Consider the following 17,113-nt stretch of genomic DNA (forward strand, 5'->3'; position numbering starts at 1 on the left):
GGACCCGTAGTCCCTTGCCCCGCCGCACCGTTGCGCGGCGGGGCGATCTGCTGTTTCAACCTTGCCGCACCGCTGTGCTCGCGCTATCGTCGTGATATCACTTCGATACTAGGAGAGTGTCATGGAGTTGCGTCGAGCCTTCCGGTTGAACGGCTTCCTCGTGCTGGGGGTCTTCATCCTGTTGGTGATCGGAATGGTGCTGGAGTCGCACGCGCTGAGCACCGGAGCCGAAGGGGGTGCGCGGACCGTCATCGGCATCGCGCTGGCGGTCACCATCCTGGCCGCGGTGCTCGCCGCCAGCGGCTTCATCACGGTGAATCCCAACCAGGCCAAGGTGATCCAGTTCTTCGGCCGCTACATCGGCTCGGTCGGCGAGTCCGGCTTCCATTGGGTGACCCCGCTGTCCAGCCGCCGCGGCATCTCGCTGCGCATCCGCAACTTCGAGACCCAGAAGCTGAAGGTCAACGACCTGGACGGCAATCCGGTCGAGATCGCCGCGGTCGTCGTCTACCAGGTGGTGGACAGCTACAAGGCCGCCTTCGCCGTCGACGACTACGAGGACTTCGTACGCACCCAGTCCGAGACCGCGGTCCGGCACCTGGCCACCACCCACCCGTACCAGACCGACGACGCGAGCACCTCGAGCCTGCGCGACGGCGCGGAGGTCGCGGGTGAGCTGACCGCGGAGCTGCGCGCCCGCACCGAGCTGGCCGGCATCGAGATCATCGAGGCCCGTATCACCCACCTCGCCTACGCGCCGGAGATCGCCCAGGCCATGCTGGTTCGCCAGCAGGCCGCCCAGGTGGTCGCCGCCCGCAGCCGCATCGTCGAAGGCGCGGTCGGTATGGTCGGCATGGCGCTGGACCGGCTCGCGGAACAGGGCGTGGTCGATCTGGATGAGGAGCGCAAGGCGGCGATGGTGTCCAACCTGCTGGTCGTGCTGTGCGGGGACCGCTCCGCCGCACCCGTGGTCAACGCCGGCACCCTCTACGCCTGATGTCCGCCGCCAAACGCGAGCCGAAACGCGTGCTGCTGCGCCTGGACCCGGCCGTCCACGACGCCATCGCCAAATGGGCGGCCGACGACCTGCGCAGCATCAACGCCCAGATCGAGTACGCGCTCCGGATGGCTCTCAGGCAAGCGGGCCGCGAACCCAAATAGTCACGACACCGGTTCGGCACTGTCGATCAGGTAGCTTCCCCCGGACGGGACCAGTCGCGCACGCCGCGGCTCGGTCCCGTTCCGGCCGTCGGCGTAGCGCGGGGTCGGCCGATAGGTCACCGTCGACCGCCCGGTGTCGGCCGACAGTTCCGCCACCGCGACGGAATCGACTTCGCCCCCTGGGCGTGTCGCTGGAAGCGATCGGGTCGATCGGTCTCAGTTCGCTTTTTCGGTGACGAAAATAGCTGTGCCGGGGAAGATCTCGCCCCGGAGGGGGCTCCACTGGCCCCATTCGCGGTCGAGCCATTCGGGCCAGTCGGGCTCGATGATGTCCTTCACGATCAGCCCCGCGGCGACGATCTCGCGGACGCGGTCGCCGATGGTGCGGTGGTGCTCGACGTAGGTGGGCTCGCCGTCGGGTCCGACCTCCACATAAGGAGTGCGGTCGAAATAGGGGATGGTGGCGCGCAGGCCGCCGGGGCCCGGATCATCGGGGAAGATCCAGCGCATGGGGTGATTGACGGAGAAGACCCAGCGGCCGCCGGGACGCAGGACGCGGTGAACCTCACGCATCACCCGGGCCGAGTCGGCGACGAAGGGGACCGCACCGAAGGCCGAGCAGGCCAGGTCGAACGATTCGTCGGCGAACGGCAAATCCTCGGCGCCCGCCTGAATCAAAGGGACGCGGGGTCCGCCCGCCGCCATCGCGGCCAGACCGCGGTCCAGCATGGAACGGGAGATATCGAGGCCGACGGGGTGCGCGCCGTGCGAGGCGAGCCAGCGCGAGCAGGGGGCCGAGCCGCAGCCGATCTCCAGGATCCGCTTGTCCTCTATATCGCCGAGCAGATGCCAGTCACCCTCGTGCAACCCCTCCGGGCACCACACGAACTCGCCGGCGGGGGAGTCCACGCCGAGGAAGTCGGCGTGCGTCTCGTGGTAGGCCGCCGCGTCGGCGTCCCACCACTTGCGGCTGGCGCGCTGACTCGACTCCGAATCGACCTTGGCGCGGGTCACTCCCACCGTGCCGAGCAGGGCATTGGCCTGGGCGTGCCGGGCGTCGTCGGGGGTGGCAGAGTGATCTTCGGACATGGACACACCCTAGCGAGGCTTGCGATGAGACCCATGTTTGCTTGGTACAACACCCGTCGCGTACGCTGTTTTCCGCGAGTGTCTTCTGTACCCGGTTTCTCGAGACCGCGTAGAGCAGATAATCGTGCTGTGAGTCCGCAAGCTGTCTTTGGAAGTTACAGCCACGGCAGCGTTGTGCAACGTTAGATCCATTGCCCGCTGTTCGCAGCAAAACCGAAAGTCCACATGTCCACTACCGACCACAATCCGTCCGGAGCCTCCCAACACATGCCCACCACTGTCACCTCGCCGCAGGTTGCCGTCAACGACATCGGCACTGCCGAGGACTTCCTCGCCGCCATCGACAAGACCATCAAGTACTTCAACGACGGCGATATCGTCGAAGGCACGATCGTCAAGGTCGATCGCGATGAGGTCCTTCTCGACATCGGTTACAAGACCGAAGGCGTGATCCCGTCTCGCGAACTGTCCATCAAGCACGATGTCGACCCCAATGAGGTCGTTTCCGTGGGCGATGAGGTCGAGGCCCTCGTTCTCACCAAGGAGGACAAGGAAGGCCGCCTGATCCTGTCGAAGAAGCGCGCTCAGTACGAGCGGGCTTGGGGCACGATCGAGGAGCTCAAGGAGAAGGACGAGGCCGTCAAGGGCACCGTCATCGAGGTCGTCAAGGGCGGCCTGATCCTGGACATCGGTCTGCGCGGCTTCCTCCCGGCGTCGCTGGTCGAGATGCGCCGTGTCCGCGACCTCCAGCCGTACGTCGGCAAGGAGATCGAGGCCAAGATCATCGAGCTCGACAAGAACCGCAACAACGTGGTCCTGTCGCGTCGCGCCTGGCTCGAGCAGACCCAGTCCGAGGTCCGCAGCGAGTTCCTGCACCAGCTGCAGAAGGGCCAGGTCCGCAAGGGTGTGGTCTCCTCCATCGTCAACTTCGGTGCCTTCGTGGACCTGGGTGGCGTGGACGGTCTGGTGCACGTCTCCGAGCTGTCCTGGAAGCACATCGACCACCCGTCCGAGGTCGTCGAGGTCGGCAACGAGGTCACCGTCGAGGTTCTCGACGTCGACCTGGACCGCGAGCGTGTCTCCCTGTCGCTCAAGGCGACCCAGGAAGACCCGTGGCGTCAGTTCGCCCGCACCCACGCGATCGGTCAGATCGTGCCGGGCAAGGTCACCAAGCTGGTTCCGTTCGGTGCGTTCGTGCGCGTCGAAGAGGGCATCGAGGGCCTGGTGCACATCTCCGAGCTGGCCGAGCGCCACGTCGAGGTCCCGGACCAGGTTGTCGCCGTCGGCGACGACGCCATGGTCAAGGTCATCGACATCGACCTCGAGCGTCGCCGGATCTCGCTGTCGCTGAAGCAGGCCAACGAGGACTACACCGCCGAGTTCGACCCGTCGAAGTACGGCATGGCCGACAGCTACGACGACCAGGGCAACTACATCTTCCCCGAGGGCTTCGACTCCGAGACCAACGAATGGCTCGAGGGCTTCGAGAAGCAGCGTGAGGAGTGGGAGACCCGGTACGCCGAGGCCGAGCGTCGCCACAAGATGCACACCGCTCAGATGGAGAAGATGGCCGCCGACGCCGCCGCCGAGGCTGCCAACGGTGGACCGCAGAACTACTCCTCGGAGTCCGGTTCGCAGGCTGCCGCTTCGTCCTCGGACGCGCCGGCCGGTGGCTCGCTCGCGAGCGATGCGCAGCTGGCCGCGCTGCGTGAGAAGCTGTCGGGCAACGCCTGATCCGCTGATCCGCGTTAAGCGATAACGAAAGTCCCCTGGTCCTCGACCAGGGGACTTTCGTTTACCAGCGGTTCGCTGGGCTGTCATGATGCGCAGGTTGGATACGAACTGGACGTGCGACCGATCCGTGTCGGCACCGTCCCTTCACTGTCACTTCTAGTGGGAAGGCACCACCGGAGCATGGGCGTGTTCGCCGGAGTCAACAGGCGGGAATTTCTGGCGAAAGCCATGGCAGCGGGCGGTGCGGGCGCGCTCGCGTCGGTCGCCGGACCGATCATCGAAAAGGCTTACGCCGCAGACCCGGCGGGCATGGGCGGCCTCGGCGACATCGAGCACTTCGTATTGCTCATGCAGGAGAACCGCTCCTTCGACCACTACTTCGGCACCATGTCCGGGGTGCGCGGGTTCGACGACCCGTCCCCGGCCTGGAACCAGTACGGCTACACCCCCGGCGTCGGCCCCACCGCGGACGGCTTCCTGAACCCGTTCCGCCTCGACACCACCCGCGGCGCCAGCCTCGACGGTGAGTGCATCAACGACCCGGACCACAGCTGGGCGGCCATGCACAAGGCGTGGAACAACGGCCGCAACGACGGCTGGATGCCCATGTCGATCGCCTCGGTCGGCCCCGGAAACGCGCCCGCCGCAATGGGTTACTACACCCAGGCCGACATTCCGGTGCACTGGGACCTGGCCAATGCCTTCACCCTGCTCGACAACTACCACTGCTCGGTGCTCGGCCCGACCGACCCCAACCGGCTGTACTGGATGTCGGCGACCATCGACCCCGAGGGTCACCATGGCGGACCGCTGCTCGAGACGCCGACCCTGATCCCGCAGAACGCCTACAGCTGGCGGACCATGCCGGAGAACCTCTCCGATGCCGGCGTCAGCTGGAAGATCTACAACAACCGGGACGTCGGTCCGCTGTCGTCGGTGATCCTGGACGGCATGATGGGCTGCTTCAAGCAGGCCGCCGACCCGAATTCCGAACTGGCCCGGCGCGGTAAGGCCCCGGCGTATCCGCAGGACTTCGCCGCCGACGTCGCCGCCAACCAGCTGCCCGCCGTGTCGTGGGTGATCCCGTCGCTGCTGAACTGCGAACACCCCGCGCTGCCACCGGCTTTCGGCGCGGTCGGCATCATGCAGGTGCTCGACATCCTCACCTCCAACCCGGCGGTGTGGGAGAAGACCGCGCTGATCATCAGCTACGACGAGAACGGCGGCTTCTTCGACCACGTCACCCCGCCGACGGCGCCCGCGGGCACGCCGGGGGAGTACGTCACGGTGCCGATCGACAAGAAGCACGAGGGCATCACCGGGCCGATCGGTCTCGGCTACCGCGTACCGGGCCTGGTCATCTCGCCCTACAGTCGTGGCGGCCTGGTCGCCTCGGAGACCTTCGACCACACCTCGCAGCTTCGACTCCTGGAGCGTCGCTTCGGAGTCGACGTGCCGAACCTGACGGCGTGGCGGCGCAGCGTCACCGGTGACATGACCTCGGTCTTCGACTTCGGTTCCGGCCCCGATGCGTCCAAGCCCGTGTTCGCCCCGGCGGACCGGAAGGTCAACGACGCCATCGCGCAGTGCGGTCCGAACATCGCCCTCGGGACCGCGACCGTCGGCACCCCGTACCCGGTGCCGCCGAACTCCATGCCGCGTCAGGATCCCGGCACTCGGCGCAAGCCCAGTGGCATCGTGTAATTCCGCTGCCGCGTAAGGAGACACGCGCACAACACAGTGGCTCGGTCCGGTTCGGACCGAGCCACTGCGTGTGTATGTGGCGAATCAGGGAGCGGTGCTGGAGATTCCAGCGGGATCAGCCGACGGTGGCAGGCACCCAGCGGCGGACGACGCCGGACTCGGGTGACGGTTTTCGCCTGGCGGTCGCGCTGTGCCGGGCCGGCCTGAACAGTGCGGTCAGCCAGGACCGTCCGTGCTCGGCGAGAGCGGCTGCGACGGCGGGGATCTCGATGCAATGCACGGTGCCCGCCAGGCCCAGACGGTGGCGACCCGTCTGGAGGTTCTTGGTGCTCACTGATGTTCCTTCTCTTGCGTGTTAACCGGCCTGAAGATCGCCTGCGGCGAACGATAGCCGAACAAAAGTGTGAGTCACCGAATTTTGCGGGGCGTGTGCCCCGGCGTGTCGGAATGTTGCCGACAAACGGTCGGGATTGGCCGGAAAAGTTGCGAAATGATCTCGCCGGCATCACGGAACGGGCAAGGACTGTGCTTGCAGGTGAAAAGACCGGGTCGAGTGGGTAATCCTGACAGGCCGAGTAACCCTGGCACGCGCCGGAACCGGCGGCGGTGCGAGACTGGTCGAATGTTGCGAATCGGTCTCACCGGAGGCATGGGCGCGGGCAAGTCCACCGTGGCCCGCATTCTCACCGAGCGCGGAGCCGTGCTCGTGGACAGCGATGTCATCGCGCGCGAGGTGGTCGCCCCCGGCACCGAGGGCCTGGCTGCCCTGGCCGCCGCGTTCGGCGACGACATCCTCGCCGCCGACGGCAGCCTCGACCGGCCCGCCCTGGCGGCCAAGGCCTTCGCCACCGACGAGGCCCGCGCCACCCTCAACGGCATCACCCACCCGCTGGTCGGCAAGCGCACCGCCGCACTCATCGCCGCCGCGCCCGCCGACGGCATTGTGGTGCAGGACATTCCGCTGCTGGTCGAGAACGGCCTGGCGCCGTTCATGAACCTGGTGGTCATCGTGGACGCGGCCGAGGAGACCCGGGTGCGCCGCCTGGTGGAGTTCCGCGGCATCGATGAGGCCGACGCCCGCGCCCGCATCGCCGCCCAGGCCACCGACGCGCAGCGCCGCGCCACCGCCGACGTTCTGCTCGACAACAATGGCGCGACCGGCCTGATCGACGCCGAGGTGCACCGGCTGTGGGACGAGCGCCTCGTGCCCTTCGAACGCAATCTGCGCACCCGCACGCCCGCCGCGCGGCCGGAACTGCCCGTGGTGGAACCGAATCCGGAATGGCCCGCGCAGGCGCGGCGGGTGATCGCCCGCCTCGCGCTGGCGTGCGCGGCCGACGCGGCGAGCATCGAACACGTCGGGGCGACCGCCGTGGCCGGCAAGCCCGCGGCCGACGTCCTCGACATCCGGATCACGGTCGCGGCCGGGGTGGACCCGGACTCGCTTCGGGATCGCTTGGCGGACATCGGTTTTCCGCCGGTCGCCGCGGACGCTCCGCCGGCCGCGGGTGTCGAGCTCGCGGCGGGGGAGCGGCTGCACGCCAATGCCGACCCGGGCCGTCCGGTCAACCTGATCATCGGCGCCTAGCCGACGAAAAGGGCCGTCGGCACCCCTCGGTGCGGACGGCCCCTGGTTTCTCGGTCTACATCCAGGTGAGCGTGATGCCCTGGGAGGCCAGCCAGTCCTCGAAACTGTGTCCGTGCGCGGCGATTCCGTCGATGGTCGCGGTGGCGGACTCGATGGCCTGCTGGGCCTCGGCCAGGGTCAGGTAGTCGGCGGCGTGGGCGGCCAGCAGCTCGTCCACGTCGAGGAGCTCCACCTCTCTGCCCTGCCGCACCACCAGATCCAGGTAGTGGTCCACCGACTTCCACTGCTTCGGCCCGACCTGTGCGAACTCGCCGATGTCGATGTAGTAGTCCTGGTCGCGCAGATGCGCGGGGGTGAAGTGGAAGACGGTGGCGCGCAACGACACCGTGGGCAGCAGCCAGGATTCGATGTAGTGGAACTCGGGATGGTCCGAGGTGCGGGCCATGTACAGCCCCCACGGCTCCACCTGGTAGCGCTCCACCTGCCGCACGAAACCCTTGGGATCGATATTGGTGAGCTCGTCGATATTGAAGTACTCCACCTTGGGTCGGTGCAGATCCACCGCGGGCGCCCGAGTCATGTCATTCAGCATCGCGTGTCGAGCGGCGGCCGTCCAGGGGAGCGGGGGTGGCGTCGCTCGCGGATTGCTGGAATCCGGCGCGGAGCGGGGCGAATATTTTGAAAACTCTATTTGAAGCGAGCGTGTTTCGCTATGGTTCGGTTGCGCTGTATCGTCGCGCACGACGACCCGCCGTTTCGTGGGCGGGGCCTCAACCGTAAGGGAATACCTGCATGAGCGAACAGAAAACCCGTGCCCGCCGGGTCGGCATGGGCCTCACGACCTTCGGCGCGGTGGCTGGAACCATCGTCCTGGCCGCGCCCCAGGCCGGTGCGTGGCCGACCGGCCTCGAGGTTTCCGGCACCAGCCACAATGTCGGCTGCTCCTACACGCTGACCGCGTCCATCGATGTGGACCGGCTGCTGTCGGTGGCCTTCCGTGACAACGGCACCGAGCTGCCGGGCAGCCCGGTCACCCCGTCGCTGCTGAGCGGCAAGGTCACCATCAACTGGACTCCGAGCACCGCGGGCAAGCACACGCTGACCGTGACTCAGACCCTGATCTCGAAGTCGATCGACGTCGACGTCGCCGAGGCCAACCCGCTGACCAGCACCGGCAGCGTCGGCTGCGGCCTGAGCAGCGGCTCGAGCAGCCTGTTCCCGAGTCTGTCGGGCGGTCTGAACGGCCTGCTGCCGAGCATCTCCGGCTAGTCGGAGGGCGGAGATACCCGCAAGACCTCGCCCGGTCCGGATCCATCCGGACCGGGCGTTCGCGTTCTCGGAGTCAGAGCCAGGTGAGGGTGACGCCCTTGGTGGCGAGCCACCGGTCGACATCGTGCCCGCAGGCGCCGAGGCCGTCGACCACGGCGGCCGCCCGCTCGATGGCCCGGTGGGTCTGCGCGGTGTCGAACTGCCCGGCCGCGTGCGCGGTCAGCAGGTCGTCGATGCCGAGCAGTTCGGGCGCCCGGCCGGGCCGGGCCACCACGTGGAGATAGTGGCTCTCGGCGCGCCACTTCTTGTCCTCGCACGGCCCGTACTCGCCGATGTCGAGGTAGTGGGTCTGGGTCCGATCGTGGCCCGGGCGCAGGTGATAGACCGTGGCGCGCAGCGACAGCTCCGGCAGCAGCCAGGACTCGACGTAGTGGTACCGCGGATTGTCCACTGTCCGTTCGATATACAGACCGAACGGTTCGGCGTGTAAACGCTCCACGGGGTGCAGAAACCCGCGATAATCGGTCCACGACAGATCCGCGAGATTGAAATACTCGAGTCTGGGGCGATGCGGGGACACCGCGGGGGTGCCGTCGGCCGTCCGGTGCGGGCGCGCGCCATTGGTGGAATTCCGCTGTGGCGTAAACAAACCGGTCATCGCCATGCCTTCTCTCGAATCGTGCGACCAGCGAGCTCAGAGTACACCCGGAACGTGGGATTCAAACCGTCGTGAACGGACTGAGATCTACGCGACACCGATCGGTATGGACGGCCTGAAATCCGTTGCGGTAACGGTCAATTCAGACATTGGAAGTCCTTTACCGAAATGAGTACCGGACTAGAGAATTCGGAGCCGGCGCGCGATTGGACGGGTGTGCTCCGCGCGGGCAGCCATCGCGCGGCGACGAGTCCGATCGTGACCGGGGTCACCGCCGATCGTGGCCGGGGCCACGGCCGGGTCCGCCGTCGGTGAACAGGCGAGCGGCTCCGTGTTCTTGTCGGTGGTCCGTCCTAGGCTGGTGCCATGGCTTTCGCAACCGAGATCCCGGACGACCTGCCGCTGGCCCATTCGGAGCATCGGCCCATCGGTGAGGTCGAGCGGACCGACAGCCAGTTCCAGGTGGTCAGCGAGCACGTTCCGGCCGGTGACCAGCCGGCCGCCATCGCCGAACTCGAGCGGCGCATCCGCTCGGGGGAGAAGGACGTGGTGCTGCTCGGCGCCACCGGTACCGGTAAGTCGGCGACCACGGCCTGGCTGATCGAGCGGTTGCAGCGGCCCACCCTGGTCATGGCCCCCAACAAGACCCTCGCCGCGCAGCTGGCCAACGAGCTGCGCGAGATGCTGCCCAACAACGCGGTCGAGTACTTCGTCTCGTACTACGACTACTACCAGCCCGAGGCCTACATCGCGCAGACCGATACCTATATCGAGAAGGACAGCTCGATCAACGACGACGTCGAGCGGCTGCGCCACTCGGCGACCTCGAGCCTGCTCTCGCGCCGCGACGTCGTGGTGGTCGCGTCGGTGTCGTGCATCTACGGCCTCGGCACGCCGCAGTCCTACCTGGACCGGTCGGTGCAGCTGGAGGTGGGCACCGAGATCGATCGGGACCGGCTGCTGCGCCTGCTGGTGGACGTGCAATACACCCGCAACGACATGTCGTTCACCCGCGGTAGTTTCCGGGTGCGCGGCGATACCGTCGAAATCATTCCCTCGTACGAGGAATTGGCGGTGCGCATCGAATTCTTCGGCGACGAGATCGAGGCGCTCTACTATCTGCACCCGCTGACCGGTGATGTGGTGCGCCAGGTGGATATGGTCCGGATTTTCCCGGCCACCCATTATGTGGCGGGTCCCGACCGTATGGAACGCGCGGTGCGCGACATCGAGGCCGAACTCGAGACGCGGCTGGCGGATTTGGAGAAGCAGGGCAAACTGCTGGAGGCGCAACGGCTTCGGATGCGCACCCAATACGACCTGGAGATGATCAAGCAGGTCGGTTTCTGCTCGGGTATCGAGAATTACTCGCGGCATATCGACGGGCGGCCCGCGGGTTCCGCGCCCGCCACCCTGCTGGATTACTTCCCCGACGATTTCCTGCTCGTCATCGACGAATCCCACGTGACCGTGCCGCAGATCGGCGGCATGTACGAGGGCGACATGTCCCGCAAGCGCAACCTGGTCGAGTACGGCTTCCGGTTGCCGTCGGCGGTGGACAACCGGCCGCTCACCTGGGAGGAGTTCGCCGAGCGGATCGGGCAGGCGGTGTACCTGTCGGCCACTCCCGGCCCGTACGAATTGGGCCAGACCGGCGGTGAGTTCGTCGAACAGGTGATCCGCCCGACCGGCTTGGTGGACCCGCACGTGGTGGTCAAGCCGACCAAGGGGCAGATCGACGATCTGGTGCACGAGATCCGGCTGCGGACCGAACGCGACGAACGCGTCCTGGTCACCACGCTGACCAAGAAGATGGCCGAGGACCTCACCGACTATCTGCTGGGACTCGGTGTGCGGGTGCGGTATCTGCACTCGGAGATCGACACCCTGCGCCGCGTCGAATTGCTGCGCCAGTTGCGCCTGGGCGAATACGACGTGCTGGTCGGCATCAACCTGCTGCGCGAGGGCCTGGACCTGCCCGAGGTGTCGCTGGTCGCCATTCTGGACGCCGACAAGGAAGGCTTCCTGCGCTCCTCCACCAGTCTCATCCAGACCATCGGCCGCGCGGCGCGCAATGTGTCCGGTGAGGTCCACATGTACGCGGACAAGATCACCGACTCCATGCGCCACGCCATCGACGAGACCGAGCGCCGCCGGGCCAAGCAGGTCGCCTACAACGAAGAGCGCGGCATCGATCCGAAACCGTTGCGCAAGAAGATCGCCGACATTCTGGACCAGGTGTACCGCGAGGCCGAGGAGACCGAGGTCGAGGTGGGCGGCTCCGGCCGCAATGCCAGCCGCGGCCGCCGCGCCCAGGGCGAGCCCGGACGCGCGGTGAGCGCCGGCGTCTACGAGGGCCGCGACGTGCGGAACATGCCGCGCGCCGAACTCGCCGACCTCATCAAGGACATGACCGCGCAGATGATGAACGCGGCCCGCGAGCTGCAGTTCGAGCTGGCCGGTCGCCTCCGCGACGAGATCGCCGACCTGAAGAAGGAACTACGCGGCATGGACGCCGCCGGTCTCTCGTGAGAGAGGGCCTGCGGCGCAAGGGCATTCGGCGGCCGGGGCGGGGAGGTGACGCGCGTCGGGCGGATTGCGGCCGGGCGTGCGCCGGAACGGTGGCCGGATTGTCCGAACTCGGCGGTCCCCGCTCGGCGAACCGGTCGCCGGGCGGGGAAGCGGCGTGCTCAGGCCTGCTGGGCCATCCACTCGTTCACGCGGCGTTCGGCCTCTTCACGGGAGACGTCCTCGACCCGGGTCATGACGATCCAGCGGTGGCCGAACGGATCCATGACCCGGCCGTAGCGGTCACCGGTGACGAAGGTCTGCGGCTCGGAGACGAAGCGGGCCCCGTTCTCGGTGGCCAACTTCGAGACCGCGTCCACATCGGGGCAGTAGTGCACCACGCTGGTGTGGACCCAGTCGTCGGCGGGGGCGCGCAGGCCCTCGTCGGGGATCGGCATGCCGACCTGGATGGTGGAGTCGCCGATCAGCAGTTCGGCGTGCGCGGCCTGGCCGTCGGGAAGATCGTTGCGGCTCAGTACCTTCGCGCCGAACACGGCGCTGTAGAAGTCGATGGCCGCATTGGCGTCGGGGACGGCCAGGAAGCAGGTGATGGAGTGGTAGTCCTGCGGGATCGGATTCACTGTGTCGCTCATGGCTACTACCTTCCTCGGCGCGGCCGCGATGGTCTTGTAAGAAAGCGACAGGGACTATGACCAGCGCTGACAATCCCGAGAACCGGTTCGCGCCACGGCCGGTGCCGCCGCCGGAGACCGCCAAGGGCATCCTGCGGCCGCGCCAGCAGAACGCCACCAACAATCACGCCCGTCTGCCCGCGGGCGAACGGGTGTCGCGCTATGTCGAGTGGTACTGGGCGGTCCGCTGGGACCGCCGCGGTGAGCCGCCGTTCCATGCCGAGGTGCTGCCCTACCCGTGCGTGAACCTGACCTTCGAGCGCACCCACGAACGCACCGGCGCCTTCGTCACCGGCGTGTGGACCACCAAGTACGTGCGCGAATTGGCCGGGGCGGGTGAGACGTTCGGGGTGAAGTTCCGGGCGGGTGGCTTCGGCGCGTTCACTGGGCTGGATGTGGGCGCGCTCAGCGACACCTCGGTCCCGGCGGCCGAGATCTTCCCCGCCGCCGACACCCTGGCCGAGGCGGTGCTGGCCACCGGCGACCCGCTGCTCCGCCGCGAGCTGATCGAGGACTTCCTGGTGGCGGCCCAGGGCGTCGAGGGCGACCAGAGCGCCTACCGTCAGGTGCTGACGATCATCGAGGCGATGGAGCACGATCGCGACCTGACCCGCGTGGACCAGGTCACCGAGCGTTTCGGCATCCCGGTCCGCACCCTGCAGCGCCTGTTCCGCCGCTATGTCGGGGCGGGCCCGAAGTGGGTCCTGCGCCGCTATCGGCTGCAGGACGGCGCGCACCTGCTGGCCGAGGGCCGCACCTCGGACCTGGCCGCGCTGGCCCTCGAGCTCGGCTATTTCGATCAGGCGCACTTCTCCAACGAGTTCGCCAAGGAGATTGGAATGCCTCCGCTCGAATACGCCCGCATCTCGCTACCGTCCTGACAAACTGGCTGGTACGGGAATAGCGGTGGACCTGATGATGTTGGTTGCCATGTCACCCAATGGCATATCGATCATCGAAGGAGCGGGCCATGGACGTGCTGGTGTTGATCGGACGGATCCTGTTCGCATTGCTGTTCCTCGGCTCGGGCTTCGGGCATCTGGCCCAGAGTGCGTCGATGGCGCAGTACGCGCAGTTCAAAGGCATACCGATGCCCACGCTCGCGGTGCCCGCCTCGGGCGTGCTGCTGCTGGCCGGCGGGTTGAGCGTGCTGCTGGGCGTCTGGGCCGACCTCGGCGCACTGTTGCTGATCCTGTTCCTGGTGCCGACCGCCTTCCTCATGCACGCGTTCTGGAAGGAGACCGATCCCGAGGCGAAGCAGGGCGAGATGGTGCACTTCAACAAGGACATCGCGCTGGCGGGCGCGTCGCTCATGCTGTTCGCCTTCTTCGCCTACGTCGGCCACGATCTCGGATTGACGCTCACCGGACCGCTTTTCGACCTCTCCTAGGAAATCCGCGGCGACCGGCAAAACGAAGTCACTGATTCCCGGGCCGTTCGTTGTGACGTGACACAACGAACGGCCCGCGGACATTTCGGGCTTGTGACGAATCTCCCAGGCGTGCAAGGCTGTTGGCATTGTGTGTTCCGCGTCGCGATCGCCGGGAAATTCGCTGGTAGCCGGGGCTGCGTTCGGAGCGTGCCGGGAATGTCACAGTCGCCGATCCCGCCACGCGGTGTGATGTGTTGCGATATCGAATATTTCCGCCGGTTATGCCGCTATTGTCAGGCGAAGTTGCCGCGGTGAAAACCCCACTGTCGAGGAATCCGCGGCCCCGACCCTTGTACTTGGAGGAGAAATGACCGCCTACCGGACGATCGTCGTCGGTACCGATGGCTCGGACTCGTCGTACGTCGCCGTCGAGCGGGCCGCGGCTCTGGCCGGCGACGAGGGCGCCACGCTGTACATCGCCTGCGCCTACTTCCCGACCGACGACCGCGATGTCGCCGCGGCCGCGGATGTGCTGAAGGACGAGGCCTACCAGGTGCGCGGCTCCGCGCCCACCAGTGAGATCCTGCGCGTCGCCCGCGACAAGGCCGTCGCCCTCGGCGCAGTGAACGTCGTGGAGAAGCCCGTCGTCGGCGAGCCGGTCGAGTCGCTGCTGGACCTGGTGAAGGACGTGGAGGCCGACCTGCTGGTCGTCGGTAACCGCGGCCTCAACACCCTGGCCGGTCGCCTGCTCGGCTCGGTGCCCTCGGACGTGGCCCGCAAGTCGCGTTGCGACGTGCTGATCGTGCACACCGTGCGCTGAGTGGGGCTGCCGCCCCACACTCCAGGACGAAATCGGGGGCCTGGCCCCCGAACCCCCGTTCCTACGAAGCGGACGAGCCCACCGGGCTCGGCCGCTTCGCTGTTCACCGGCGGGTCAGGCCAGCCGGTGCAGTACCGCCGGCAGGTCCTCGGTGTGCACCACGGCCAGCCGCTGGGTGGCGCGGGTCAGCGCCACGTACAGGTCGTTGAGTCCGCGCGGCGATTCGCTCAGGATCCGGTGCGGTTCGGCCAGGATCACCGCGTCGAATTCCAGGCCCTTCACCTCGTGGACGGTGAGCACCCGCGTCGAATCATCGGACAGGTGACCGAGTTCGGCGGCCAGATCGTGCGGCACGATGACCGCCGTGGTGCCGGGATGCTCGGCTTCGGCCGCGATCAGCCGTTTCACCTCGTCGGCCAGCTCACCCGCCGTCACCTGGGTCGCGGCCGGTTCGAAACCGGAGTCGCGGACCGAGCGCGGCGCGGGCGCGGCCGGATCGATGGCGGCCAGCACGTCCCCGGCCACCGCCATGATCTCCGAGGGCGTGCGGTAGTTGACGGTCAGCTCGGTGAGCTTCCAGCGTTTGGCCACATACGGTTCCAGCACCTGCTGCCACGACGAGGCGCCCGCCGGATCGCCGGTCTGGGCGACGTCGCCGACCGCGGTGATCCACCGATTCGGGATGCGGCGCATGACCATCCGCCACGCCATGGCCGAAAGCTCCTGCGCCTCATCCACGATGACGTGCCCGTAGGTCCAGGTGCGATCCCCGGCGGCGCGTTCGGCGGTGGTCTGGCGGGTGCGGACCTGCTGACGCTCGGCGAGCTGGGAGGCGTCGATGAGGTCGTAGGCCATGAGCAGTTCGGGGTCGAGGTCGTCCTCGAGATCCTGTGGCGCGGAACCGGTCAGGATGTCGAGGGCGTCCTGCGCCTCGGCGAGCTGGGCGCGCCAGCGGCGGCGGGAGCGCTCGCGCTCCTCGCTGTCGTCGATGCCGAGCAGTTCGGCCAGTTCGTCGAGCAGCGGCGCGTCGGCGTCGCTGAACTCGCCGCTGTCGGAGCGCCGCAGTTCGGCCCGATCGGCCGCGCTGAGCTGTCCGCCCGCGTTGGCCAGGCGTTTCGGGTCGGCCCACAGCCCGCCCAGCACCTCCTGCGGGGTGAGGATCGGCCACAGTCCGGCGATGGCGCGCTGGATCTCGGCGTCGGCGCGCATCTCGTCGCGGATCTCGGTGAGATCGGTCTGGCTCAACAGGTTTCGCCCGCCCAGCGGGTTGGAGCCGATGGCGGCGGCGAGCTGATCGGTGAGCGCGTCCACCACCGCGGCCGCGAAGATGGGCCGGGCCAGGTTGTGCGGGCGGCGCGAGGAGCGGGCGCGGCCGCGGGCCTTGGTGACGATCTTGCGGTCGAGTTCGAGCTGGTGGCCGTCGAAGTAGAGCGGGATGGTCTCGCGCGGCACGTCCTGCCAGTCACGCACCGCCTTCTTGAGCACCTCGAGCATGTCGAGGGAACCCTTGAGTTCCCCGGCGCGCAGCGAATCCTCCAGTGTCGCTTGCACTCCCGGGTACAGGTTGCCGACGGTGGACAGCAGCACGCCGGTCTCACCGAGCGAGGGCAGCACCTGGCCGATGTAGTCGAGGAAGGTGGAGTTCGGCCCGATGATCAGCACACCGGCCTTGTCCAGCTGCTGGCGGTAGGTGTAGAGCAGGTAGGCCGCACGGTGCAGCGCCACCGCGGTCTTGCCGGTGCCGGGCCCGCCCTGCACCACGAGCACGCTCTTGTGCTCGGAGCGGATGATCGCGTCCTGCTCGCTCTGGATGGTCTCGACGATGTCGTTCATGTGCCCGGTGCGGGCGGCGTTGAGGGCGGCCAGCAGCGCGCTCTCGCTGCCGACGCCGCCGTCGGCGCCGATCACCCCCGCCGCCTGGGCGGCCTCGAGGCTCAGGTACTCGTCATTGACCCCGGTGACCTTGCGGTTGCGGGAGCGGATGTGGCGCCGCCGGGTCACCCCGTCGGGGGCGGCGGTGGTGGCCAGGTAGAACGGCCGGGCCAGGGGAGCGCGCCAGTCCAGCAGCAGTGTCTCGTAGTCGGCGCTCTCGTCGAGGATGCCGATGCGGCCGATGTAGCGGTTCTCGCCGTCGCCGTCGTTCTCGCCCGGGGCGATGTCGATGCGGCCGAAGCACAGGCCGTGCTCGGCGGCGTCGTACTTGGACAGATCCTCGGAGTAGAGCTGGGTGAACGACTCGCGCTCACTGCGCGCCTGCGGGGTGCCACCGGTTTCCAGGAGCACGGTGCGCAGCCGCCGCTGGGCGTAGGCGCGCATGCCGTCGAGCTGTTCGTAGAGCTTCGTGAGGTACTGCTGCTCGCGTTCCAGGTCCGGGGATACCGCGTCAGCGGAATCGGGCACAGAACGCTCCTCGGTGAGGTCGGGCAAGACGGAACTCCTTGTTCACCACGTCCGCCGTGCGGGGACGGCGCGTGAAGCATCGAGAACAGAGTTGTCGAGTCTAGTGCGCCTTGCTTGC

General features: G+C 67.6%; 16 protein-coding genes and 1 pseudogene. 10 read left to right on the forward strand and 7 right to left on the reverse strand.

The genetic code is table 11. The features are described 5' to 3' along the window. Nucleotides 1-121 precede the first annotated feature (121 nt). Entirely contained in the window at nt 122-997 is an 876-nt protein-coding gene (locus ABZ412_RS28300) for an SPFH domain-containing protein (protein WP_357285901.1), read from the forward strand. After that, on the forward strand, nt 997-1,161 hold the full coding sequence (locus ABZ412_RS28305) for a hypothetical protein (RefSeq protein WP_357097856.1): 165 nt from the start codon (nt 997-999) through the stop codon (nt 1,159-1,161). The genes ABZ412_RS28300 and ABZ412_RS28305 overlap by 1 nt, the downstream gene beginning before the upstream one ends. On the opposite strand, the gene ABZ412_RS28310 is transcribed toward ABZ412_RS28305, so the two are convergent. After that, nucleotides 1,162-1,317: a hypothetical protein gene (locus ABZ412_RS28310; protein ID WP_357285904.1), complete on the reverse strand. Its 156-nt coding sequence runs from the start codon at nt 1,315-1,317 to the stop codon at nt 1,162-1,164. 60 nt (nt 1,318-1,377) lie between these two features. Further along, nucleotides 1,378-2,250 (reverse strand): methyltransferase domain-containing protein, encoded by an 873-nt coding sequence (locus ABZ412_RS28315; RefSeq protein ID WP_357285907.1) that lies wholly within the window; start codon nt 2,248-2,250, stop codon nt 1,378-1,380. 267 nt (nt 2,251-2,517) lie between these two features. Here ABZ412_RS28315 and rpsA point away from each other — a divergent pair, with 267 nt between their 5' ends. Further along, nucleotides 2,518-3,984, forward strand: a complete 1,467-nt coding sequence (rpsA, locus tag ABZ412_RS28320; RefSeq protein ID WP_357285909.1) for a 30S ribosomal protein S1 — start codon at nt 2,518-2,520, stop codon at nt 3,982-3,984. A gap of 180 nt (nt 3,985-4,164) precedes the next feature. After that, a complete protein-coding gene (locus tag ABZ412_RS28325; protein WP_357285911.1) occupies nt 4,165-5,688 on the forward strand; it encodes an alkaline phosphatase family protein in 1,524 nt (507 codons plus the stop codon). Nucleotides 5,689-5,803: 115 nt separating this feature from the next. Here ABZ412_RS28325 and ABZ412_RS28330 read toward each other — a convergent pair whose 3' ends face one another. Continuing rightward, nucleotides 5,804-6,022 (reverse strand): hypothetical protein, encoded by a 219-nt coding sequence (locus ABZ412_RS28330; protein WP_357285913.1) that lies wholly within the window; start codon nt 6,020-6,022, stop codon nt 5,804-5,806. Nucleotides 6,023-6,310: 288 nt separating this feature from the next. On the opposite strand from ABZ412_RS28330, the pseudogene coaE reads away from it, so the two are divergent. Then, nucleotides 6,311-7,255, forward strand: a pseudogene (coaE, locus tag ABZ412_RS28335) (dephospho-CoA kinase); the annotation flags it as partial. Nucleotides 7,256-7,331: 76 nt separating this feature from the next. Here coaE and ABZ412_RS28340 read toward each other — a convergent pair. Further along, on the reverse strand, nt 7,332-7,856 hold the full coding sequence (locus ABZ412_RS28340) for a DUF402 domain-containing protein (protein WP_357285915.1): 525 nt from the start codon (nt 7,854-7,856) through the stop codon (nt 7,332-7,334). Between the two features lie 212 nt (nt 7,857-8,068). On the opposite strand from ABZ412_RS28340, the gene ABZ412_RS28345 reads away from it, so the two are divergent. Then, nucleotides 8,069-8,545: a hypothetical protein gene (locus tag ABZ412_RS28345; RefSeq protein ID WP_357097840.1), complete on the forward strand. Its 477-nt coding sequence runs from the start codon at nt 8,069-8,071 to the stop codon at nt 8,543-8,545. Nucleotides 8,546-8,618: 73 nt separating this feature from the next. Here the strand turns inward: ABZ412_RS28345 and ABZ412_RS28350 are convergent, their stop codons facing one another. Next, nucleotides 8,619-9,203: a DUF402 domain-containing protein gene (locus ABZ412_RS28350; protein ID WP_357285917.1), complete on the reverse strand. Its 585-nt coding sequence runs from the start codon at nt 9,201-9,203 to the stop codon at nt 8,619-8,621. Nucleotides 9,204-9,569: 366 nt separating this feature from the next. On the opposite strand from ABZ412_RS28350, the gene uvrB reads away from it, so the two are divergent. After that, nucleotides 9,570-11,735 carry an excinuclease ABC subunit UvrB gene (gene uvrB / locus ABZ412_RS28355; protein WP_357285919.1) on the forward strand — a complete coding sequence of 722 codons (2,166 nt, stop codon included), beginning with the start codon at nt 9,570-9,572 and terminating at the stop codon, nt 11,733-11,735. A gap of 158 nt (nt 11,736-11,893) precedes the next feature. On the opposite strand, the gene ABZ412_RS28360 is transcribed toward uvrB, so the two are convergent. Beyond that, nucleotides 11,894-12,364 carry a VOC family protein gene (locus ABZ412_RS28360; RefSeq protein WP_357285922.1) on the reverse strand — a complete coding sequence of 157 codons (471 nt, stop codon included), beginning with the start codon at nt 12,362-12,364 and terminating at the stop codon, nt 11,894-11,896. Nucleotides 12,365-12,420: 56 nt separating this feature from the next. On the opposite strand from ABZ412_RS28360, the gene ABZ412_RS28365 reads away from it, so the two are divergent. The 3 genes from ABZ412_RS28365 to ABZ412_RS28375 all read left to right on the forward strand — a co-directional run bounded on the left by ABZ412_RS28365 (nt 12,421) and on the right by ABZ412_RS28375 (nt 14,595). Beyond that, on the forward strand, nt 12,421-13,284 hold the full coding sequence (locus ABZ412_RS28365; RefSeq protein WP_357285924.1) for a helix-turn-helix domain-containing protein: 864 nt from the start codon (nt 12,421-12,423) through the stop codon (nt 13,282-13,284). An 89-nt stretch (nt 13,285-13,373) separates the two neighbouring features. Next, nucleotides 13,374-13,793: a DoxX family protein gene (locus tag ABZ412_RS28370; RefSeq protein ID WP_357285926.1), complete on the forward strand. Its 420-nt coding sequence runs from the start codon at nt 13,374-13,376 to the stop codon at nt 13,791-13,793. Between the two features lie 349 nt (nt 13,794-14,142). Continuing rightward, nucleotides 14,143-14,595, forward strand: a complete 453-nt coding sequence (locus ABZ412_RS28375) for a universal stress protein (protein ID WP_357097823.1) — start codon at nt 14,143-14,145, stop codon at nt 14,593-14,595. Nucleotides 14,596-14,709: 114 nt separating this feature from the next. Here the strand turns inward: ABZ412_RS28375 and ABZ412_RS28380 are convergent, their stop codons facing one another. Continuing rightward, a complete protein-coding gene (locus tag ABZ412_RS28380; protein WP_357285928.1) occupies nt 14,710-16,995 on the reverse strand; it encodes an ATP-binding domain-containing protein in 2,286 nt (761 codons plus the stop codon). Between the last annotated feature and the right edge of the window lie 118 nt (nt 16,996-17,113).

Source organism: Nocardia sp. NPDC005746, from assembly GCF_040630785.1.
Taxonomy (GTDB): Bacteria; Actinomycetota; Actinomycetes; order Mycobacteriales; family Mycobacteriaceae; genus Nocardia.